19 protein-coding genes and 1 pseudogene are annotated in these 23393 nt (G+C 36.8%); 10 read left to right on the forward strand and 10 right to left on the reverse strand.

Features of this window, described 5'->3' with window-relative positions:
• Window positions 1-900: 900 nt before the first annotated feature.
• The 6 genes from B9T24_RS13510 to B9T24_RS13540 all read left to right on the forward strand — a co-directional run bounded on the left by B9T24_RS13510 (window position 901) and on the right by B9T24_RS13540 (window position 8001).
• On the forward strand, window positions 901-1836 hold the full coding sequence (locus tag B9T24_RS13510; RefSeq protein WP_086166249.1) for a sensor domain-containing diguanylate cyclase: 936 nt from the start codon (window positions 901-903) through the stop codon (window positions 1834-1836).
• A 796-nt stretch (window positions 1837-2632) separates the two neighbouring features.
• Complete coding sequence (locus tag B9T24_RS13520; RefSeq protein WP_086166251.1) at window positions 2633-4486, forward strand: ABC transporter ATP-binding protein; 1854 nt, start codon at window positions 2633-2635, stop codon at window positions 4484-4486.
• On the forward strand, window positions 4486-4935 hold the full coding sequence (locus tag B9T24_RS13525) for a MaoC family dehydratase (protein ID WP_086166252.1): 450 nt from the start codon (window positions 4486-4488) through the stop codon (window positions 4933-4935). Before B9T24_RS13520 ends, B9T24_RS13525 begins: the two co-directional genes overlap by 1 nt.
• Before the next feature lie 111 nt (window positions 4936-5046).
• A complete protein-coding gene (locus B9T24_RS13530; protein WP_086166253.1) occupies window positions 5047-6075 on the forward strand; it encodes a helix-turn-helix domain-containing protein in 1029 nt (342 codons plus the stop codon).
• Window positions 6076-6146: 71 nt separating this feature from the next.
• Window positions 6147-6521 carry a glycine cleavage system protein GcvH gene (gene gcvH, locus B9T24_RS13535; RefSeq protein ID WP_086166254.1) on the forward strand — a complete coding sequence of 125 codons (375 nt, stop codon included), beginning with the start codon at window positions 6147-6149 and terminating at the stop codon, window positions 6519-6521.
• Between the two features lie 301 nt (window positions 6522-6822).
• Window positions 6823-8001: an MFS transporter gene (locus B9T24_RS13540; protein ID WP_086166255.1), complete on the forward strand. Its 1179-nt coding sequence runs from the start codon at window positions 6823-6825 to the stop codon at window positions 7999-8001.
• A 162-nt stretch (window positions 8002-8163) separates the two neighbouring features.
• On the opposite strand, the gene B9T24_RS13545 is transcribed toward B9T24_RS13540, so the two are convergent.
• Both B9T24_RS13545 and B9T24_RS13550 read right to left on the reverse strand, forming a co-directional pair.
• A complete protein-coding gene (locus B9T24_RS13545) occupies window positions 8164-9363 on the reverse strand; it encodes a PilT/PilU family type 4a pilus ATPase (protein ID WP_086166256.1) in 1200 nt (399 codons plus the stop codon).
• Between the two features lie 292 nt (window positions 9364-9655).
• Window positions 9656-10717, reverse strand: a complete 1062-nt coding sequence (locus B9T24_RS13550; RefSeq protein WP_086166257.1) for a 3-deoxy-7-phosphoheptulonate synthase — start codon at window positions 10715-10717, stop codon at window positions 9656-9658.
• Between the two features lie 647 nt (window positions 10718-11364).
• On the opposite strand from B9T24_RS13550, the gene B9T24_RS13555 reads away from it, so the two are divergent.
• Together B9T24_RS13555 and B9T24_RS13560 are read left to right on the forward strand one after the other, a co-directional pair.
• Window positions 11365-12945, forward strand: a complete 1581-nt coding sequence (locus B9T24_RS13555) for an ATP-binding cassette domain-containing protein (protein WP_086166258.1) — start codon at window positions 11365-11367, stop codon at window positions 12943-12945.
• Between the two features lie 176 nt (window positions 12946-13121).
• On the forward strand, window positions 13122-14327 hold the full coding sequence (locus B9T24_RS13560; RefSeq protein WP_086166259.1) for an aromatic amino acid transaminase: 1206 nt from the start codon (window positions 13122-13124) through the stop codon (window positions 14325-14327).
• Window positions 14328-14391: 64 nt separating this feature from the next.
• Here B9T24_RS13560 and B9T24_RS13565 read toward each other — a convergent pair whose 3' ends face one another.
• Complete coding sequence (locus B9T24_RS13565) at window positions 14392-15507, reverse strand: S-(hydroxymethyl)glutathione dehydrogenase/class III alcohol dehydrogenase (protein WP_086166260.1); 1116 nt, start codon at window positions 15505-15507, stop codon at window positions 14392-14394.
• A 121-nt stretch (window positions 15508-15628) separates the two neighbouring features.
• Here B9T24_RS13565 and B9T24_RS13570 point away from each other — a divergent pair, with 121 nt between their 5' ends.
• Window positions 15629-17182, forward strand: a complete 1554-nt coding sequence (locus B9T24_RS13570; protein ID WP_086166261.1) for a phospholipase D family protein — start codon at window positions 15629-15631, stop codon at window positions 17180-17182.
• A gap of 7 nt (window positions 17183-17189) precedes the next feature.
• On the opposite strand, the pseudogene B9T24_RS17175 reads toward B9T24_RS13570, so the two are convergent.
• Window positions 17190-17315: pseudogene (locus tag B9T24_RS17175) on the reverse strand (SAM-dependent methyltransferase); the annotation flags it as partial.
• A 180-nt stretch (window positions 17316-17495) separates the two neighbouring features.
• Between B9T24_RS17175 and B9T24_RS13580 the strand changes: the two are divergent.
• Window positions 17496-17933: a hypothetical protein gene (locus tag B9T24_RS13580; protein ID WP_086166262.1), complete on the forward strand. Its 438-nt coding sequence runs from the start codon at window positions 17496-17498 to the stop codon at window positions 17931-17933.
• A gap of 87 nt (window positions 17934-18020) precedes the next feature.
• Here the strand turns inward: B9T24_RS13580 and B9T24_RS13585 are convergent, their stop codons facing one another.
• The 6 genes from B9T24_RS13585 to B9T24_RS13610 form a co-directional block, all read right to left on the reverse strand.
• The gene (locus B9T24_RS13585) at window positions 18021-18614 is read right to left on the reverse strand and encodes a uracil-DNA glycosylase family protein (RefSeq protein ID WP_086166263.1); all 594 of its coding nucleotides are present in this window, start codon (window positions 18612-18614) and stop codon (window positions 18021-18023) included.
• A gap of 30 nt (window positions 18615-18644) precedes the next feature.
• A complete protein-coding gene (locus B9T24_RS13590) occupies window positions 18645-19355 on the reverse strand; it encodes an SGNH/GDSL hydrolase family protein (protein WP_086166264.1) in 711 nt (236 codons plus the stop codon).
• Between the two features lie 50 nt (window positions 19356-19405).
• The gene (locus B9T24_RS13595) at window positions 19406-20149 is read right to left on the reverse strand and encodes an SDR family oxidoreductase (protein ID WP_086166265.1); all 744 of its coding nucleotides are present in this window, start codon (window positions 20147-20149) and stop codon (window positions 19406-19408) included.
• Window positions 20150-20176: 27 nt separating this feature from the next.
• Window positions 20177-20875, reverse strand: coding sequence for a histidine phosphatase family protein (locus tag B9T24_RS13600; RefSeq protein ID WP_086166266.1), 699 nt, complete (start codon window positions 20873-20875; stop codon window positions 20177-20179).
• Window positions 20872-21993: a phosphotransferase family protein gene (locus tag B9T24_RS13605; protein WP_086166267.1), complete on the reverse strand. Its 1122-nt coding sequence runs from the start codon at window positions 21991-21993 to the stop codon at window positions 20872-20874. The genes B9T24_RS13600 and B9T24_RS13605 overlap by 4 nt, the downstream gene beginning before the upstream one ends.
• A gap of 128 nt (window positions 21994-22121) precedes the next feature.
• Window positions 22122-23366, reverse strand: a complete 1245-nt coding sequence (locus B9T24_RS13610; protein ID WP_086166268.1) for an acyl-CoA dehydrogenase family protein — start codon at window positions 23364-23366, stop codon at window positions 22122-22124.
• Window positions 23367-23393: the final 27 nt, after the last annotated feature.

The raw sequence follows: 23393 nt of genomic DNA on the forward strand, positions 1-23393 counted from the left end.
AGTGGAAAAAGAAGCACAGTTGTGCGCAAAGTGTGCGCGATTATAACAATTATTTTTTTTACAAAGACAATAATTTCATTAAAATTAAATATATAGTTGATAACTAAATTAAGAGATTAAACAAAAATTCAAATCAGAATATTACTTTTTAGTCAAAATTAGGATTTCTTTTGATTATCATACTGTTTAATTACGATCAGGCTAAGACAAAATAAAATCTAGTCTGCAATAACAATTTTTTAATTTATTTTATTTAATATCAATATCTTATTAACATTAATACTATATAAATACCCTATAACAACACCTCCCTTTAATACGATAGATAGTATTAAATCCCACAAAGCCCAATTTGGTGATTTTTTAATATCTTCCACTATCCGTTTCAAACCTGATAAAATTTATACACAGCACAAGAACGTGGTGAATATATGAAAATGGAAACAGCCTTCATCTCACTAATCATCGCTATTGTCATTATTATTCTTATTACTATGTACAATAAAAAGCGCTGATTTTAAAAATGGAATTTTCAAATCTACTTTGATGTGGATTTTCTTTTATCAATTTTTCTTTATAATTCTCAATTCAATAAAATCAAAATGATGAGAGTAAAATACTGTCGACTCTACTTCTTGCACTTCTTATCACAAACTGCTAAAAGCAATTAGAGGAAGTAACGCTATCTGAATCAGTCAAAGTATATGAATTTGCTAAAATTCAATATTAAGCTATTATTTTTAGAATCTTATCTATTTTACTTGCACTATTTTCTTTAATAATATTTGATAAAATAAATCTGGATTCAATTTTTTTGTTTAAAACATGAAAAGTATTGCTAGGAAAATACTAAATCATTTTTTTGATATTAATTTTTACTATTAATGGCAGGATAATTAGATGAATAGTGCTGAATTTAAAAACTTCGAAGAAGCTGGTCAGGCTGTTTTAAAATTTTTATATCAAAAATTTGGTTTTAATTTATGGATGATTACTCGTACTGAGGGTGATGATTGGATTGTGCTTCAAAGTGAAGATAATGGATATAACGTTCAACCCGGTCAAGTATTTCGTTGGGCTGACTCTTTCTGTTCTCAGATGGTACAAGGCAAAGCACCCCGAATTGCTCCCCGATCAGAGGATATTCCACTTTACGTTAATGCACCCATAGGTAAGCAGGTAGAGATCAAGGCATATATTGGCCAACCGCTCACAAAAGAAGATGGTTCTCTTTTTGGTACGCTCTGCGCGATTGATCCCAAACCTCAATCAGAGGCAATAATAAAAGAAGCCGGACTAATTGATCTATTAGGTCAAATGCTAAGTTATATTTTACAAGGAGAATTACGAGAAGTTGAACAAATACGCCAACGTGAACGCTTTAAAGAAGAAGCTCTAAGTGATTCATTGACTGGATTATTCAACCGTAGGGCATGGGATAACTTAATTAGTTTAGAGGAAGAACGTTGTAAACGTTATGGACATCCTACTGCAATTTTAATGATTGATCTTAATAATTTGAAAACTATAAACGATAGTTTGGGACATACTGCGGGTGATGAACTCATTCAAAAGGCAGCAACGGCTTTAAAAGGTTGTGTACGCAGTAATGATATTGTGGCTCGTTTGGGTGGAGATGAATTTGCGATTCTCAGTATTGAAAATAATCAAGTAAATGCAGAAAACTTAGTAAACAGAGTGCTTCAAGTTTTTGCAGAAGCTAATATTAGTGCTGCTATTGGTCTTGCTATGCGCAACCCTCTTAATGGATTATTAAAAACACTGCAAGAAGCAGATGAGCAAATGTACGCGCATAAGAAAAAGATTAAGTCTTAAAGTTTTTGAAAAGATTAAATTTTTTAAGTAACCTAAATCCTGTTTAAGCGGATGCTTCCATCGTTTGAATCATCGGCTTACTTTGATAACAAAGCTGTACTGTTGTACGGTCAAATTTGTTTAACATCTATTGGCATTTTCCACATCACAGAAGCATGATTCAATACACTTCTTTGCAGCAATTCATAAAGATAATACTTTGTACTACTAGACTAACCCGCACTTTCGGACAGTACGTTTTCCTTAATGCAACATGGTTGGACAAATCCATACTACTTAATTTCATGATAGACTTTTTAGCGACTGGAAATTTCTTGATCAGCTTTAAGGCATTTACTTTTGTTTTACTATAGACCCCTTCCGTTTCATTCAGGTATAAGTCTATTGCATCAGAAAGCATGATGCTTTTCTCATGTTGATTACCGTTCAAAATTTCTGGGTTGTTCTCAATTTAGACTTCACGTTTTTTGACCCACTTTTCTGCAATGCGCTTTGTAGTGAATGTTTTACTTTCTCTAAACGCTGGATAGTCTTTGCGTTGAATACGAATCACAGCTCTGTATCGCAAAGTCCCGTCTGACAGTGTTCTAGTGAAAATTGAACCCATAAATTTGCCCCTTTCGTAATTTTTCCATTATGGGGCAAATTAGGGGGCAAATATAAATACGTTCGCGCAGCAAAATCGGTGTTCACACAGGTTCAAACGTGTAGTAAGCTATGAATCAAATTATTGTTTTTAATATGAAAATTGTAAATTACTGAAATTTAATATTATTAAGATTTAAAGGTGTAACTTATGTTGAAGTGGTTTGAAAAACTCGTCGATCCTTATCCATCTAAAGGTTTAACCGAACCCCTTCCAACCCGTTTCTTCCCTTTTGTTTGGCAAGCTGCAACAGGTGTTCGCCCCTATTTATTGTTGCTGGTATTATGTACTGCTGGAGCTGCGAGCTTTGAAGCAGTACTTTATGCAAAAATTGGCGATTTAGTCAACTGGTTAAGCAAAAGTCAACCTGAAACTTTCTTAGCTGAACATACACAAAATTTGACCCTTTTGACCTGTATTCTTTTTGCCAATATTTTCTTTGCAAGTTTTCAATCAATTATTAAACATCAAATTCTTTACAGCACCTTTCCAATGCGCCTGCGCTGGCGCTTTCATAATTTATTACTACAACAAAGTTTGGATTTTTTCCATAATGATTTTGCTGGTCGCCTATCTGCCAAAGTTATGCAAACTTCGCTCGCAGTACGTGAATTTTGGGTGATTTTAGGTGACATGCTGGCTTATGTCGTGATCTATTTTGTGACCATTAGCTTTGTATTGGGCGCAATTTCCCCAATGTTGATTTTGCCTCTAATGCTTTGGTTGGTGCTGTTTATTGCAGCTGCTTGTTTTTTCATTCCTCGTTTAAGCCGAATTTCCAATAAACAAGCCGATGCTCGTGCAGTCATGACGGGGCGCGTAACCGATGCTTACACAAACATTCAAACCGTTAAATTATTTGCCCATGCGGGTCATGAAAGCCAATATGCCAAAGAATCTATGCAAGGGTTTATGACCACGGTTTATCAACAAATGCGTTTAGGGGTGCAGTATGAAATCAGCATCAACTTATTAAGTGTAGTTTTATATGTTGGTGTTTTAGGCACAGCCATTTGGCTTTGGATCAATGGGCAAGCGGAATTGGGGATTATTGCGGCAACAACAGCCATGATTTTAAAACTTAATAGCATTGCAGAATTTATGATGTGGCAAACATCCGCACTCTTTGAAAATGTCGGAACCATTCAAGATGGCATGAAAACACTGGGTCGTCCTATTAACATCCAAGACAAAAAAGATGCTGCCCCATTACAAGTGCCACAAGGTGAAATCAAATTTGAAGATGTCAGCTTTGCTTATAACAATAAAAATGTGATTGATCATTTAAATTTAACCATCAAACCGGGTGAAAAAATTGGTATCGTTGGTCGTTCTGGAGCAGGAAAATCAACTTTAATTCAATTGTTATTGCATTTTTATGAGATTAACCAAGGTCGTATTTCGATTGATGGTCAAAACATTCAAGATGTAACCCAAGATAGTTTGCGTAAAAGTATTGCCTTGGTGACCCAAGACACCTCTTTATTACACCGTACCGTGGCTGAAAATATTAAATATGGTCGTCCCGATGCAACAGATGAACAAATGTTTGAAGCTGTTCGCAAAGCCAAAGCAGAAGATTTTATTCCTCAACTCACCGATTTACGGGGTAAATCGGGTTATGAAGCCTATGTTGGTGAACGCGGTGTAAAACTCTCTGGTGGGCAACGTCAACGCATTGCAATCGCACGCGTATTTTTAAAAGATGCACCTATTTTAATTTTAGATGAAGCCACCAGTGCTTTAGACTCTGAAGTTGAAGCTGCAATTCAATCCAGTTTGGATGAATTAATGAAAGGGAAAACAGTCATCGCAATTGCGCATCGACTTTCAACCATTGCACAAATGGACCGCTTGATTGTATTAGATCAAGGACATATTGCGGAACAAGGTACGCATGATGAACTGGTCGCGCTAGGTGGAATTTATGCCCATTTATGGCAAAGACAAACAGGCAGTTTTTTAATCGAGCAACAAGCTTTGAAGAAAAAGGAATTGGATTAATGTTGTATTTAGAAGATATAAAACTGGGTGATTGTTTCATTAGTCGTGAATATGAAATGACATTAGAAGAAATTAAACAATTTGCCCATGCTTATGATCCACAAGTTTTTCACACTGATGAAGATCAAGCCAAAGTACATCCTATTTTTCAAGGTATTGCCGCAAGTGGATGGCACACTTCTGCGGTAACAATGCGCTTATGGACAGAATGTTTTCCTGTTGCTTATGGACTGATTGGTTCAGAATCCAGTATTCGCTGGCCAAGACCAACTCGTCCTAACGATAAAATTCATGTTGAAGTTGAAATTGTTGCGATTACGCCATCAAAAACCAAAACTGATCGCGCTATCGTGACCTATGTAACACAAACATTAAATCAAAATAATGATGTTTTATTAATTTCTACGACAAAAATTGTGGTCTTTAAAAAAGAATTTAAAGCGGCTTAATTTGAAGACTTTAAAAATAATTGTCGAACAATTTTAATAGAATACTGTTTTTTTTCATGCCAATATGAAAATCAACAAATAGAAAAACAACGAAAGTGCAATGGATAGCGCATGAAAACGATTTCTCCAAAACAAGATCAAGGAATCCCCGGTGTTTACGGTCTGCTCCTCTTAGATGTCGTGTCTCGTTGGGGCTACAATGCCGAAGCATTGTTTACACCCTTTCATTTAACCAGTGAGCTATTGGCAGATCCAAATTTTCGCATTCCGACATCGGTTGCAAATGAGTTGGTGAAACATGCATTACGCTTAACAGGAGAACCGACTCTAGGTTTTCATTTAGGTACGCAAATGCGAATCTCGATTCATGGTTTTATTGGCTATGCCATTATGACTGCACATGATATTACGGATGCTTTGGTGTTAGCCAATCGCTTTATTCAACTTCGAATGCCTTTTCTACAGCTTTATTTTTCCACCTTCGGCGAGAAAGCAACGCTGCAATTACAATGTGATTTTGATATTGAGCCTTTACGGACAGAAATTACCATTGCTCTGACTTTTGGCATCATTACTATGGCAAAAGCTTTAACAAGTTGTGATGATTTATCGGGTGATATAGATTTTGATTTTGCTCAACCCTCTGGTTTTGAACGCTATATCACTAAGTTTCCATCACATAACTTCCGTTTTGAACAGCCACATTTATTGTCAAGTTTTGATAAAAAATACCTCAGTTTTAAAATGGTGAATGCCGACCCAATTGCCAGTCAAATTGCGATTAATCAATGTGAAGCTGAATTGTCTGCATTAGGTGAACGCCGACGCCTAGCCATGCGAGTACGCGACATTTTGACCAATTCAGAACAACATTATTTAAGTATTGAAAATGTCGCAGACCGTTTACATATGTCTGATCGGACTTTAAAACGTCAGTTGGCTGCCGAAGGAACTTCTTTTTCAACCTTAGTCGATGAAGTCCGCTATCGTCATGCTACATCGCTCCTGTCACGAACAGATTACACCTTGGAACTCATTGCAGATGAACTTGGCTACAGTGATGTTGCCAATTTTAGTCGGGCATTTAAGCGTTGGAGTGGTCGTAGCCCAAGCAATTGGCGTAAAGATCCTTATTTATAAACTTTCGTTTTGATCAAAAAACATGTATAAAACATGGAAAAAATGATTTGAATATTTTAAAGGAGTCATCAATGAATCATCCTTCAGAATTGAAGTATGCAAGTACTCACGAATGGGTCAAAATTGAAGGTGATCTGGTCATTACAGGTATTTCTGACCATGCACAGGATGCATTAGGCGATTTAGTGTATGTAGAAGCACCTGAACTCGGTCAGCAAATTACCGCAGGTCAGCAAACAGGTGTGGTCGAATCGGTGAAAACAGCGTCTGATATTCATGCACCGATTTCAGGTGAAGTGGTTGAAGTGAATTCAAGCCTTGAAGATGATCCAGACTTTGTCAATGATGATCCATATGGTAAGGGCTGGATTTATAAAATTAAGCCAAACAACATAGCAGATATAGAAAAATTACTCTCAAGCAGTGAATATGAAGCAGGCTTATAACCTAAGTCTTCAGCATCAAAAATCAGCCTTTATGGCTGATTTTTTATTTATGCAGAAACATAAAAATCATTATAAAAAATCATAATGTGATTTTTTTCCAAAAATAATTATTAATTTTTCTACATTTCAATTCATAATTCTTTAAAAGATATACTTTTCAACAAAAACAATTTAAGATTTATAGCGTCTAACATCGATTTGACTTATCTCTAATCATAACAACAATGATCTTCCTAGCTTAAAAATAATTGTTTGATAAGCCTCATCAGCCGTATATCACTTATGATTATCTAGGTAAATTATGTCTTCAGAGAATGCCGAACAACTGTGGAATAAATCATTTATTCTATGTCTAGCCAATAACCTTTTTTTGTTTGTGTTTTATTTTGCACAAACGACTATCTTGCCGATTTATATTTTAAATGAATTACATGGCACGTTAGCACAAGCGGGGCTAGCCATGACCTTATTCATGGCATCATCCATTGCAGTTCGTCCGTTTAGTGGATTAATCATTGAGAAATTTGGACGTAAAAAAACACTCTACATTTCCGAAGCCTTATTTTGTCTATTCTCTTTTGCCTATTTATTCGCAGATAATCTGACCATTCTCTTGGTCATTCGATTCTTGCATGGAATTTGGTTTAGTATTTTAACCACTGTGGCCGTCCCGATTGCTCATGACTTTATTCCTGCAAAACGTAAAGGTGAAGGCATGGGATATTTTGTCATGTCGATTAATTTAGGGATTGTCCTTGGGCCATTACTCGGTCTGACTTTGATTCAACCCTTTGCATACACCACAGTTGCAGGAATTCTTGCTGCAATTATTTGCCTCGGTTTCATTTTTTGCTTCATGATTCCAATTCCAGTAGAAACTAAATCGGCAATCACTCAAGTAAAGCACCGTTTAACACTACAAGATTTTGTTGAAAAAAAAGCACTCCCTGTTTCAATTATGGCAATGATCATCTCCTTTTCTTATGCCAGTATTATGTCGTTTATTTCAACATTTGCGGAATCAAAAAATTTACTGCCCTACGCCAGTTTATTTTTTGTGGTCTTTGCAATTTCAATGATGAGTTTACGACCCATTACGGGAAAAATTTATGATCAAAAAGGTGCAAATTATGTGGTTTATCCTGCTATTGCCTTGTTCTCAATTGGGCTAATCATTTTAAGTCAAATCACTTCAGTCGCTGGTTTGATGATTGCTGCGATATTTGTCGGAATAGGTTTTGGTTCAGCTCAACCTTGTTTACAAACCATTTCTATTCAGCGTTCAGCGAAAGATCGAATTGGGCATGCAACATCTACTTTTTTTACCTGTTATGACTTAGGCATTGCAATTGGATCAATTTTATTGGGTCTTGTCATTGCTCAGCACAGCTATAGCTTTGCCTATTTACTTTGTGCATTTATTACCGCATTAAGCTTAGTATTTTATAAATTATATGTAGATCAACCGAAAGCATTTTAATCATGTAAAGCCATGATCGTGCAGATGAAGTCGAATTATTGCAAACAATTGAACATTTTTGGTGTCGTAAATTGCTTCATCTCGAAATCTAAATAAACTGGGCATGATCCAAGATTTGAATCATGCCCATTCAATAAATCAACACACTAAAAAATTGATTTTTTAACTGGAAGTCACAGACTCTTGTTTTGCATCACTTTCATCAATATCACCTTCTTGTTTCATGCTAAATGATGAAGCTGGAGTTGCAGCGGCTTGATCCTGTCGGGTACTTTTTAATTTAATCTGTAAACGTAATTCATTCATAGAGTCAGCATTACGCAAGGCTTCTTCATAACTGATTGAACCCTCATTATAAAGATCAAATAAAGCCTGATCGAAGGTTTGCATACCCAGTTCACGTGACTTTTTCATGATTTCTTTGAGTTCATGAAGCTGACCTTTAAGAATGTTATCGCCAATCAATGGTGTATTGAGCAAAATTTCAATAGCTGCACGACGTCCACGACCATCTTGAGTACGGACTAAACGCTGAGAAATAATCGCTTTCATATTTGAAGATAAATCCATCAACAATTGATTTTTTCGTTCTTCAGGGAAAAAGTTAATAATTCGATCTAGTGCTTGATTGGCATTATTGGCATGCAAAGTGCCTAAACATAAATGCCCTGTTTCAGCAAAGGCAATGGCGTGTTCCATGGTTTCAGTATCACGGATTTCGCCAATCAAAATTACATCAGGTGCTTGGCGTAAAGTATTTTTCAAAGCATTGTGCCATGAATGACTATCGACTCCCACTTCGCGGTGGGTAATCATCGACTTCTTATGTTTATGCACATATTCAACGGGATCTTCAACCGTAATAATATGCCCTGCTGAATTTTCATTACGATGATCAATCATGGCTGCTAAAGATGTGGATTTACCCGAACCTGTTGCACCTACGACAAGCACCAAGCCCCTTTTTGCCATCATCACATCTTTGAGTGATTCTGGTAATTTTAACTGGGCAAAATTTGGAATTTCTGCGGTAATGGTACGAATGACCATACCCACTTGTAATTGTTGTTGGAACACATTAATACGAAAACGTGAAACATTCGGAACACTAATGGCAAAATTACACTCAAGTTCTTTTTCAAATTCCTGTCGTTGAGTCTCATTCATTAAGCTATAAGCAAATAATTTAGTTTTATCGGCAGTTAAAGCCTGTTGCCCAATCGGTTTCATCAATCCTTGATGCTTAATACTCGGTGGGAAATCTGCTGAAATAAATAAGTCAGACCCGCCATATTCCACAACTTTGGTCAGCATATGAAATATTATTTTACGCGCTTCTTCCAATAATTCGGCACTGTACATATTTTTCCCCATTAAACATTATTTAAAGTACTAAATAACAATTGCATATCGTTAGTTATGTATTTATTAAACAATTAGTTATTACTTAGTATCAATTTTTAATATTGTGCATAAAGAAGCGCGATGACTCAAATTTGTTAATTTTAATTGGTTAAAAGAATTTTGAAAAATTGTATATAGCATCAACAAAGTCGTGATCTAAATTTAAACATCTAACATAAATGGACAGATTTAAAAGAATGAAGCCCTTTTAAAAGAGCTTCATTGCAACATAACCATGTTTTTAGTCGTATTAAGCACTACGTTTCAATTGAGAAATACGTAATGAATCTGCAACGTCCAATAAAATTTGATGTGTTTTATCCCAACCTAAACAACCATCTGTTACAGATTGCCCATAAGTCATATCACATGAAATTTTTTGCTGACCATCAACCAAATAACTTTCTAACATCACACCACGCACATTGGTGTGTACACGTTCAGCCACAATGGTACGTAATACTTCAGCTTGTACTAATGGGTTTTTATGACTGTTACCGTGACTACAATCAATCACTAAAGCGGGTAATTCAGCTTTGTTTTTTTCTTTAATTTTTTCAATTTCAGCCAATTGATAATTAGGACCTGAATTTGCACCACGTAAAATCAAGTGTGCTGCTCTATTGCCTTGTGATTCCAAAATACAAGGTAAACCAGACTGGCTCATGCCCATGAACTGGTGTGAGTGAGATGCAGATTGAATCGCATCAAGTGCAATTTGAATTGAGCCATCCGTGCCATTTTTAAAACCAATGCTGTACGGCATGTGGCTTGAAATTTCACGATGAATTTGTGATTCACTGGTACGTGCACCAATTGCACCCCAAGCCAGTAAGTCATCGAAATAAGCCGTTGCCATAGGGCTTAAAATTTCAGCTGCAATCGGCAAGCCCATGTCGATAATTTGTAAATATAACTCACGTGATTTTTCTAAGCCCAATTGCATATTCGATGAATTATCTAAATTTGGGTCATATAGAAAACCTTTCCAACCAATCGTGGTACGTGGTTTTTCAATATATGCACGCATAACGAGGAAAATTTGATCTGAGACTTGGCTTTGTAATTGTTGTAATTTTCGAGCATATTCAAGTGCAGAAATGGGGTCATGAATTGAACATGGACCTGTCACAATCATCAAACGATGATCTTTGCCTTCTAAAATATTTTGAATTGTCTGACGCTGATCGGCAATTTGTTGCGCCAATTTTGTAGACAAAGGCAATTGTGCCTTCAATTGATGAGGCAAGCTTAAGATGGTTTCTTTTGTAGTCGTTTGAGTCTGTTGTAAAGCAGTATTTAAAGCATTCATGAAACTTTCCTAGGGACTGTTTTCTCAGTCCAATCTTTTATTTGAGCGTTATGGGTCTAATGGATTGCGTCATCATTTGATTAAAGTAAAACCAATAAAAGTTGCTAAAATATGAATAAGTTAATGTTTTCATGAGGTAACTCCAAAAAGTATAAAAAAATAAAGCATAAAAAAACCTGATCAGGGTTGCCGATCAGGTATTAACTTGGTGGGCAACCATTTTTTGCCCGAACGCATTCAGGCAATTATCTAAATTGCCAAAAATAATAAGTCGCGTTTGAGATTGCTGGTTGCTTTAACATCTTTATTTCTTCAAAAAAGTATGTGTCTTGAGATAAAAATACGCTGTATTTATACATTTGACAATAGTTTTATACAAAATAAAAATACATAAATCAGTTAATCTTTACTTATATATTGTTTAAAAAACGGCTATTAGCATAAAACTTGACCTATTTATAAAAACTATTAAAATACATGTAATCCTCATTTTTATACCTTTATACCGAGCAACACGCCAATGAAGTAAGTCCTTTTTTCCATCAAATTTTTCTGTATTTTTTTGATGTGCAAAATAGGCTAATTACTTCTGCGTGTATTTTTAGAATTAATTTTTTATTTTGCCCATCCTGTTATATGAGGTTCTTATGACCCAACAGGCATGTGTAATATCTCAACTTGGTGTAGAGTTCCCTACGAAAACACTTTTTCATGATCTTGATTTTTCACTTTTTTCGCAACAAAACTCTGCGCTCATAGGTCGAAATGGTCAGGGCAAGTCTGTCATGATGCAAATACTGCATCAACAACCCGACCACCTTCCTTTTGCAGGACAAATTTTTTGGCAAATGCCACATGCGTATTTAAAGCAATTACATCGGCTTGATGTACAAACAATTGCTGAAGCTTTAGATGTGGAACAATACCATCAAACCTTTAAACGTATTGAGCAAGGAACAGCTACGTTTGATGACTATGAGCGCGCAGAAAATTTTTGGCATTTACCGCAATTGTGGCTAATGCAATTACAACAAGCAAACTTACCTACAGATTTAGATTTCCCAGTGATGCTATTAAGTGAAGGACAAAAAACTAAATTAGCACTCTGCCGTTTATTTTTATTAAAAGATCATTATTTGCTGTTAGATGAACCAAGCAATCATTTGGATTCTGAATCAAGATCGTGGTTGATCTCATGTCTTAATCAGTATTCATCAGGTGCTTTAATTATTAGTCATGACCGCCGTTTATTGGATGAAATGCAGCATATATATGTTTTAAATGAACATGGCTTGTCACACTCTAACGGCAACTATACTCACCATTTTGAGCACTCTCAGTTACAAACTCAAGCGCTGGAACACTCTGTTCAACAAGAGAAAAGAGAGTTAAAGCAGCTAAAAAATCAGCAGCAGCAAAATTTAATGAAAACACAAAAAAGACAACGTGCAGGCAATAAATTACGCGATACCAATTCTCAGGCCAAAATTTTGTTGGACTTTAAAAAAGAACAAGCGGGGCAAAGTTTATCATCCTTGCAGCAGCAACAATCTCGTCAATTAAACGAAGCAACTAAAACATTAAAGGATAAAAAAGTTCAGCTTGAAACAGTCAAAGCACAACAATTTCACTTTTTTAATAACAGTATTAAAAGCGGTGAAATTTTAAGAATAAATCGGCTAATTTTAGCTTTTGGCACAAAACAAAAAATCAATTTCGCTTTAAATGCAGGACAGAAACTGCTTCTACAAGGTGAAAATGGTATTGGTAAATCTACCTTGCTTAAAATGCTGGCTTATCAGGCTTGTACTCACACTGCCGAAATCATATTCTTTGGCAACAGTTTTTATTTAGATCAAAACTTTAGTTTCCTCAATTTTGAGCTAAATGCTGTGGATAATCTTAAACACGCCAATCCATCAATAAATGAAGTTGAATGGCGGAATTTACTTGGCCAACTTCGGATTCGAGGTGAAAAATCTCAGATTCCTCTGACTTGTTTAAGTGGTGGTGAGCAATTAAAAGTCGCTTTGCTCGCTATCAGTCAATCTGCACAAAAAATTGATTTATTGTTACTGGATGAACCAGAAAATCATTTAGACATTGAATCCAGAGATGTACTCGCTCACGCCATTTCTGAATATAAAGGCGCTGTAATCTTGGTCTCTCATGATCCAAGTTTTATAGAAAAATGTCGAATTTCAGATTCATTTCAACTATATAAATAAGGCTAAAGCATATTCTCACTCATTGATCTTAGAATAACTTTCAGGCATTACATTATGATTGGACGGTTTATTTCTTTGAAAAGAAAAATAACAGACAATCCATTGGCATTAAAAGATAAAATACCGTCGATAGCAAAAGCTTAATTTGTTTACTACATATAATGAAGGATGTATTCATGTTTCAACATGTTGATACTTATGCAGGTGATCCGATTCTTTCTTTGATGGAAGAGTTTGGTAAAGATGAACGGACACAAAAAGTTAATTTAAGTATTGGGCTTTATTACAATGAAGATAACATTGTTCCGCAGTTAAATGCCATTAAAGCCGCATATAAAAACATTGAACCAAGCAATAATAAGGTCAAACTCTATTTACCGATGGATGGTTTGAAATCTTATAATGCAGCAACTCAAGCGCTTGTTTTAGGCGAACATAGCCAAGCTCGCCTAGAGGGTCGTGCGGTGACCATTCAAACTTTGGGTGGCTCTGGCGCGCTTAAAGTGGGTGCAGATTTCTTAAAAAAATATTTCCCTGAATCTGACGTTTGGGTCAGCCAACCGACTTGGGAAAACCATATTGCGATCTTTAATGGCGCAGGGATTCACTCGCACTTCTACCCTTACTTTGATGCTGCAACCAACGGTGTAAATGTTGCTGAAATGCTGGAAAAGTTAAGCAAACTTCCTGCTAAAAGCATTGTGTTATTACACCCTTGTTGTCACAACCCAACAGGTGCGGATTTAACACCTGCGGAATGGGATCAAGTGATTGAAGTATTAAAAAAACAAGATCTGATTCCCTTTTTAGATATTGCCTATCAAGGTTTTGGTCAAGGTTTAGAAGAAGATGCGTATGCGATTCGCGCTTTAGATCAATCAGGCATGAGTTTTATTGTCAGTAATTCATTCTCTAAAATTTTCTCGCTTTATGGTGAGCGTGTTGGTGGCTTAACATTTGTCTGTGATGATCAAGCCACGGCACAAAAAGTATTAGGGCAGCTTAAAGCTACTGTACGTCGTATCTATTCAAGCCCAGCAACTACGGGTGCATTATTGGTCGATAACGTGCTTAATGATGCGGATCTCACTGCACAGTGGGAAGCTGAGCTAAAAGAAATGCGTGAACGTATCATTAAAATGCGTCATATTTTAAATGAAAAATTAAGCCAAGCGTTGCCTGAACATGACTTTAGTTATTTGATTAAACAACAAGGCATGTTTAGCTATACAGGTTTAACTGCGGAACAAGTCGATATTTTAAAAGACAAATACGCCATCTATTTAGTGCGTAGCGGTCGTATGTGTGCGGCGGGTTTAAACTTAAATAATATTGATTATGTAGCTGAATCTATTGCAGAAGTCATTAAAGCAACTGTTTAAAATAATGCTGCTATAAAAAACGGGCAGTTCATTCAATCTGCCCGTTTTTTATTCTTAGTACAAATCAATCTTGAAAATGCACCACTGAACGAATAGATTTACCTTCATGCATCAAATCAAAAGCTTCATTAATTTGATCTAGCCCCATGGTATGCGTGACAAAAGGTTCAAGCTGAATATCACCTTTCATTGCATCTTCAACCATACCTGGAAGTTGAGAGCGACCTTTCACACCACCGAATGCCGTGCCTTTCCAAGTACGACCAGTGACCAATTGGAATGGGCGAGTCGAAATTTCCTGACCCGAACCTGCCACACCAATAATCACCGATTGTCCCCAACCACGGTGCGCACATTCAAGTGCTGAACGCATAACATTGACATTACCAATACATTCAAATGAATGGTCTACGCCCCAGTCTGTCATTTCTACAATCACTTGTTGAATCGGCTTGTCGTAATCTTTTGGATTTAAGAAGTCAGTCGCACCAAACTCTTCAGCCAGTTTGAATTTTTCTGGGTTCATGTCAATTACAATAATACGGCCTGCTTTGGCTTGACGCGCGCCTTGCACCACAGCAAGACCAATGCCGCCTAAACCGAAGACTGCGACTGAATCACCTTCTTGTACTTTGGCCGTGTTATGCACAGCACCAATGCCTGTGGTTACGCCACAACCCAATAAACATACATGTTCAGGATTTGCATCAGGATGAATCTTCGCCAAAGATACTTCAGCAACTACGGTATATTCACTAAAGGTTGAACAACCCATGTAATGATAAATAGGCTGACCATTATAAGAAAAACGTGTCGTACCATCAGGCATCACACCTTTACCTTGAGTCGCACGAACAGCCACACAAAGATTGGTTTTTCCAGATTTACAGAATAAACACTCGCCACATTCAGCCGTATAAAGTGGAATGACATGATCACCCGGTTTGACACTGGTCACACCTTCACCCACTTCAATCACAATACCGGCACCTTCATGACCCAGTACCGCTGGAAATACACCTTCAGGATCATCACCCGACAAAGTAAACGCATCGGTATGGCACACACCTGTATGGGTAATTTTAACCAAAACTTCACCCGCTTTTGGTGGAGCAACATCCAGCTCGACAATTTGAAGCGGTTCACCGGGACCGAATGCGACTGCTGCACGTGATTTCATAAGAGAGCTACCTTTATTTAGTTCTTTAACAGATGAGCTACAGTAACCGCTTTTTATTATCAGATTCAACCTTTAACATGATGATAATATGTACTTATAACTTAATGACGCCATAATAATTATGCTAATTAAACCATTCATTCATGCTGTCATGTTTTCTTTAGCACTCATTACGTTGACGGGGTGTAGTTTGCCTATGAATCAATCAAATAAACAACCGCCTATTCAGATTCATGCGGAACACTGGTTAAACGGTTCAAATGTCGACATGCAAATATCGCAAGGCTTAACGGCTTATTTGGCTTTGGATGATGCTTTTATCAGCATTGCCTCAAGACTGCATCTAATTAATAAAGCAAAATATAATATCGATTTACAGTATTACATTTGGGAAGATGATTCGATTGGGCATCTCATGCTGGCTGAACTTTTAAAAGCAGCAGATCGTGGGGTCAAGGTTCGATTACTCATTGATGATCAGAATGGAACCAAACTTGATGCCACCTTAAAACAACTTGCAGCACATCCCAATTTTGAAATTAAATTATTTAACCCTTATAAATTCAGAAAATTACGCGTCATTGATTACGCATTTCGTTTCAAGCATATTAACCATCGTATGCACAATAAACTTATTATTGCCGATGGCGCAATTGCGGTTACTGGTGGTCGAAATATTAGCCGTGAATATTTTGATGCCAGTGACAATTTTCAATTTACCGATATGGATATTTTGTTCTATGGCAATGCTGTTCAGCATGCCAATGAAGTTTTCCATGCGTTTTGGAATGACAACTTAAGCTATGCAGTGCCACAGCTTTTGGGCGATGGCAATCAAGAACAGCTTGCTAAATTGCGTCAGTATTATGAACTTACTGCTTTACAAAAAGATCAGTTAAAAAAACGCATTGAATTAGCCGAAAAACAAATCAATAAACACTTAAAAGATCGTCCTATTAATTGGGCAAAAGCTCATTTTATCGCAGACTCACCGGATAAAATTCGTGGTGCAGCAACCAATGATCAGCTTATTTATCGTCAAATGCTCAATATTATGGGAGAGCCGAAGCAGCATCTTGAATTAGTTTCAGCCTATTTTGTACCTACACGTAAAGGGACAGACGATTTAGTTAATTTAAGCAAAAATGATGTGCGGATTAGAATTTTAACCAACTCATTTCTTGCCAATGATGTTGCAGTGGTGCATGCCTTTTATCAAAAATATCGTCATGATTTACTACAAAACGGTATTAAACTGTATGAATTTAAGCCCTATATTGAACGTAATAAACGGACTTGGTATGAAGTGGTCACAGGGAATGTCATTCCTGCCAAAGGTAAAAATACCTCTAGCTTACATGCTAAATTTTTTGATATAGATGGCATGGTTTTTATTGGTTCATTTAATTTCGATCCTCGTTCAGCCAATTTAAACAGCGAAGTCGGACTTGTGGTTGAATCTGATGTTCTGCAAAAGTATATTTCCAGATCACTCGATCAATATTTACCGCAAATTTCCTACGAATTAAAATTAAATAAACAAGGCGAAATCATTTGGCTTGATCAGCATAAAGATGGCTCAATTGTAGAATATAAACATGACCCCGAAACAACGAAATTCCAACGCTTTGCAATGCAAGCGGTATCCTACTTGCCCATTGAATGGATGATGTAATGACAAGTTAATGACATTCAAATACACATAAACCTTTTATTTCGAGTGAAATTTCAATTTGTGTAAACCCAGACTGCTGAAAACTGACTAAATGCTCTTGTTTTGACATATAAAGTTCATTATTGGTCATGGCACTTTTGGGCTAGCAACTTCTTTTATTAACATTGTTTTTTTTAGAACTTATAAGATTTTGATTCATATTTATACATAAATTCAATCAATCTATGCAAAGATTTTACTCATCAGCCCCTTTGCTTTAACATTTCACTTTTCGAGTATTTAACTCTTTTTCTCCTGATCGTGACTCTCTCCCATGCAATTTTTTGATTTAAGCCGTCAATTTAATTTAAATGATATTTTATTGCCTTATAAAACCCTCGATGATTTAGGTCGCCAAGAATGGTTTTTGTCTAAAGTTCGAGTAGAACATAACTGTTTATCTGAAAGTGATCTTTTAGAAGGTCAAGTCGTTTTAAAGTCGAATGAAAATATTCAAATTGAACTTGAGTGGCTTATTTTAGATACAGGATTTGAACTTCAGGTTTTATTTAAAGGTATTGAAACTGAAACCAATGAAGAAACGCTACTCTTGGTCAAAGGTGCACAAATCATTGATGTAGAACAGAATAAAATTTCTGCACAAGCTTTAAGTTTGTGGCTAGATGGCACACTCCTCCCGATGTTGCCAAAGATCCGTACAGAAATTAAAGCACGTTTAAATCTGTGGGATTATGTCGAGTATGACAATTAAGCCTTCAACTAGCAGTTTATCGATTTTCTTTACTTTTTGATTAACCTATAGGATTTAATCGTATAGATTAAAAACACCAAAACTTTCTTAAAGTAAGCCTATTTCATAAAATAATTGAGCATAGGCTTCAGCTTTCTTTTCAACTGGCAAAGGATAAGCACGTGAAGATGAAGGCATACGGTATAAAGTAAGATCACGTTCAGCGAAATATGTTTTTGAAGACTGTCCAATTTGAGGTTTTTCAGTCCCTTCTGGCATAGAAAGCATTAAAGTATCTGTGGCCTTATCTCCAGTCGTCATCACATTGTGGCACTGAGGTATATCTTGTAAAAGTTGTGCTAAATCAGTCGGCTTCGCTATTTGTAGAAATTTATCAGATGCATTGCCTTTTAAACGAATAACCTGATAAGCCGTATCAAAAATAGCAATGCCCTTTTCCGTTAGAAAATCACGAATACGTTGTTCTTTAAATTTTTTATTTGCTAGATCAAGAAAGTGTTCTTTATTTTTAAAAAATACTAAACCAAAAATCTTCCACATATCATTTTGATAATTGGGATAATAAAAATCCATTTTCCAACGTGTTCTAGGCGGTGGAAAACTGCCCAACATTAACAATTTCGCATTGATTGGTAAAAATGGCTGAAGTGGATGAGTTTCAATTTCTAATTCAGTCGACATAACAAGCTATTTCAAAGGATTCTGATTAATTTAAAACATTTTGCGAATTTTTTCTGCTACTTGCTCAGCCCAAAGTGCATATATTTCCTTGCTAGGATGAAAACCATCTGCTGCCATTTCCAAATTTAATGTTCTAAAACGCACCAGATCGTATTCAATCCACTGCATATTCTGTTGTTTTTGCACAAATTGTCCAAGTGCTTGATTCATTCCTTTGGCATATTGACCAAATAACCATGCCAAAGGATTAGGCAAGGCTGGAAATAAATTCATGGGTGGAACACCCGATGCAATAATGATATGTGGAGTAAATTTTTGATTAATTTCGCTGTAAAGCTGCTGTTGTTTTTTAATCCAGTTTTTCGGCTGAGTGAGTTTGATAATATCATTTACCCCGACAGAGGTAATAACAACATCAAAATGCTGATGAGGCATATTTTGAGCAGCTTCTATGATTTGTCTGCTGGTATATCCTGTTGTCGCCTCTAAGATATAACGAACTTCATACTGACCTTTTAACTGCTTCAATACAGAACCCAGTAAAGCATCTTCCTGTATTTGCACGCCTACACCTGCGGCAGCTGAATCGCCTAAAATCAAAATTGACAGTGGATTTCCTTTGCCTATCTTCCCTTGACGATTTCCATCGGGTTCAGGCAAACGTAGTGTATTTTTTTTGACTGCATAGCCTTGTATCAGCAGTGCTGGAATTAACACAATAGTCGAGATTTTTAAAAACATATTTAAGATTCATTTGAAAATAACAAAGGCTCGATATGAGCCTTTTTAGATCAACCCAATTTATTCACCAACTTTAATGGCAATATTTTCATTGCCAAACCAAGTGGTAACCACGGCCATTGTGGAACATACGCTTTAACAGGTTCTTTCTCAATGGCTTTGGCAAGTAAATGTGACCCCGTTTTTTCGTCCACTTCAAAAGGTAATTTTTTCGCGCCTTCATTAAGTTCAGTTCGAATATAACCTGGGAAAATTGTCGTAACTTTAATGGGGGTATCAATTAATTCCGCACGAATGCCTTCGGCTAAATGTGCCACTGCTGCTTTACTTGCACCATAAGCGGTTAGATGTTTTGGCATGCCGCGCATTGCGCTCATCGATGAAATCATCACCAGATGACCTGAATTTTGTGCACGAAAAATTTCAACCGCAGCTTCACATTGCGCAAGTGCAGAAATAAAATTGGTTTCAACAGTGGCTTTATTAATGGCAAAGTTACCTTTACCAATACGGCGACCGTCACCCACACCCGCATTGACAATAATTCGGTCAATCGTGCCAAATTCTGCTTTAAATGCTTTAAATACCTCAAAAACTTGATCGTAATGGGTTACATCTAAGGTTTTTGCGATGACTTTAATGCCGTATTTACTTTCAAGTTCTTGCTTTAATGTTTCAAGGCGCTCTAAACGGCGTGCACAAATTGCAAGGTTATAACCTTTTTGTGCAAATTCGCGTGCCATACCTGCACCGATACCAGAACTTGCACCAGTAATTAAAATCGTTTTTGCCATGATGTATTTTTTCCTATTTTTCTACAATCAAATCCATGTGAGTAGTTGAGAATCTTCAGCTTTTATAAAGTGATGCTCGTTTAAACTCAAAAGTTGAGGTTCGTTTCCAACTAAACGCAATGTGGTCATACTGGCATTGGTAATTGCCCAATTTAATGCAAAAGTACGATTTGCACTTAACTCAAGTAATTTACCTGCCGCCACTGAAATCACACCACCTGATGTAAACACGACTGCATAACGGGGTTTGGTTTTTGCGAGTTCATCACTTAAATTTTGTAGTGCTGTTTCCACACGATTTTTAAAATCGGGCCAAGACTCATCATATTCATGGTGATAGTCACCCCCCGTCCAGCGTTCAATCGCACCTTCAAAAATTTTAGCTAAATAAGCACGTGGATTGGTTTCATTTTCCACATCTTGCTTTAACAAATGTGGTTCATTAAAACGCGGTTCATACTGGGCAAAAACTTGTTGATGATTAAACTCATTCCAAGCATGGTCAGTCATGATATTGGCTTCTGGAAAACATTCAGCCAAAGCTAGATGTGCCGTTTGTTGATGTCGCTGCATCGAACCTGCCACGACATAGGGTTCTTCTTTTAGAATCTTATTAAAATACTGACCTAATAATTTTGCCTGTAATTCACCATTTGGAGAAAGTTTGTCATAACTTTCTGCACCAAAAGAAGCTTGCCCGTGACGAATCAGATAAATTGTGGTCATTTTGCTAAAATTTCCTGTAGTTTGGATATATATTTTTGTGCAATTTCATTAGCTTCGAATTTTTGTTTGCCAATAAGTTTTAAGGCACGAATATGTAAGGCATGAATCACAATCCAAAAGTCTTTAAATGCAGGATTGTTGGTTTGCTTATGATAGTAACGATAGTAAATTTGCTGTGCAATGACCGCTAAACGGAAAATGCCGAACACTTCGTAAAAAGTCCAATTATCAGTGTGTAAACCTGTTTTATCTAAATAATATTCAACCACTTCTTTACGGGTAAACATACCTTTTAAATTTGTGGGTTGACGACGTGTAGACTTAAAAATGTGATGGTCTGTTTCTTCTACCCAATAGGCCAAAGCAGAACCTAAATCCATCAAGGGATCACCCAAAGTCGCCATTTCCCAATCCAAAACACCAATCACTTCCGTTGGATTCTTTGGATCTAAAATCACATTATCAAAACGCCAATCATTATGAATAATGCAGGTTTTAGAATCTGCGGGGATATTGTCATGTAGCCATTTCCGTACGAACTTAAATGAAGGCACATTGATGGTATGGGCTTTTGCATAACGAGCATCCCATCCTTCAACCTGACGACGACAATAACCGTCGCCTTTGCCTAATTGTTCAAGTTCAGTTCCTTGATAAGGTACTTGGTGTAATTCAATCAGTTTATCAAGCACATTAATACAAAGTTGATGTACATCAGCTTCATCAAATTGCAATTCAGGGGGTAATTTAGCACGCGGAATAATGCCTTTGATGCGTTTCATCACATAGAAGTCGCAGCCAAGTACAGACTCGTCCTGACACAGTGCAACCATTTCAGGTAGTGCTGAATAAAAAGGTGCCAGATTTTTTTGTACATGATATTCACGTGCCATATCATGGGCAGATTTAGCTTTAGTGCCTTTTGGGGGGCGACGTAGAATTAAATCAGTGTTGTCATATTTTAAACGATAGGTCCAATTGGAAGCACCTCCTGAATATTGAGTGACTTCAACTTGACCTTGTAGATCAACACCTTGTGTTTTGAGCCAATTTTCTACCGCGACGATATCAAGTTCTTCGCCTTCACGGACATTTCCACCAACATCAATCACTGACATTCTTATTTCCCTAAATCTTCAATTTTAAAAAGACGTCTTACTTTATTTATACCTTTTTAATTTTCCTGCATAAACAGAAAAATTTAAGCAAAATTGTAAGAGGTCTCATTCAGCATCATTTATATTTTTTAATCTGACTTACGACGTGAGCCGTAACCACGTTTTGCCAATTCAAGTTTAGCAATCATGCCTTTATGCACTTCATCTGGACCATCGGCTAAACGTAGGCTACGTGCTTGAGCAAAGAAACCTGTTAAAGGTGTATCGCGTGAAACCCCAGCACCGCCATGAATTTGAATGGCCATATCGACCACTTTTTCCAGTACACTAGGTGCAACCACTTTAATGGCAGAAATTTCAGTTAAAGCAGCCATATTGCCTAAAGTATCCATTTTATAAGCGGCATACAAAGTTAAAAGTCGTGCTTGATCAATCGCAACACGTGCTTCTGCAACACGCTCTAAATTACCGCCCAGTTTAAGAATTTCTTGACCAAAAGCAGTGCGGCTCATACCACGGTCAATCATCAACTCTAACGATTTTTCCGCTGCACCAATACAACGCATACAATGGTGAATACGTCCAGGCCCTAAACGTCCTTGAGCAATTTCAAATCCTTGACCTGCACCACCAATAAAATTGGTTACAGGGACACGAACATTATCGAAACTGACTTCACCGTGACCATGTGGTGCATCATAATCACCAAATACAGGCAACATACGTTCAATTTTAACGCCTGCCGTTTCAATAGGAACTAAAACCATAGAATGCTGATGATGACGATCTTTGGTTTCGTCTGGTGTATGTGCCATAAAAATAATGATTTTTGCGTTTGGATCACCTAAACCTGACGACCACCATTTACGGCCATTTAAAACAATTTCATCACCAACCACAACTGCTGTAGCTTGCATATTGGTCGCATCACTAGAAGCTACAGCAGGTTCAGTCATACAAAATACGGAACGAATTTTTCCATCTAATAGTGGCATTAACCATCGTTGTTTTTGTGCTTCACTACCGTAACGCCACAATACTTCCATATTGCCACTGTCAGGTGCATTACAATTAAACACGGTAGGTGCAATTAAACTGCGTCCTGTAAGTTCAGCAATATGCGCATATTCTTGAACAGATAAGCCCTGACCTAATTCAGTATCGGGCAAAAACATATTCCAAAGCCCCGCTGCTTTGGCTTGGTCTTTTAGGACTTCTATTTGTGTAGGCCATTGCCATTTAGTCCAATCACCACCTTGATTTAAATCATGAACTTCATTCCAAAAATCGGTTTCAATCGGTTCAATTTCATTTTTTATAAAGGCTTTCGTCCGTTCAATATAATCTTGCGCACGTGCTGACAGTTCAAACATCTCATGATCCCTTAAAACATTATGCTA

The organism is Acinetobacter sp. ANC 4654, from assembly GCF_002135425.1.
Lineage (GTDB): Bacteria > Pseudomonadota > Gammaproteobacteria > Pseudomonadales > Moraxellaceae > Acinetobacter > Acinetobacter kyonggiensis.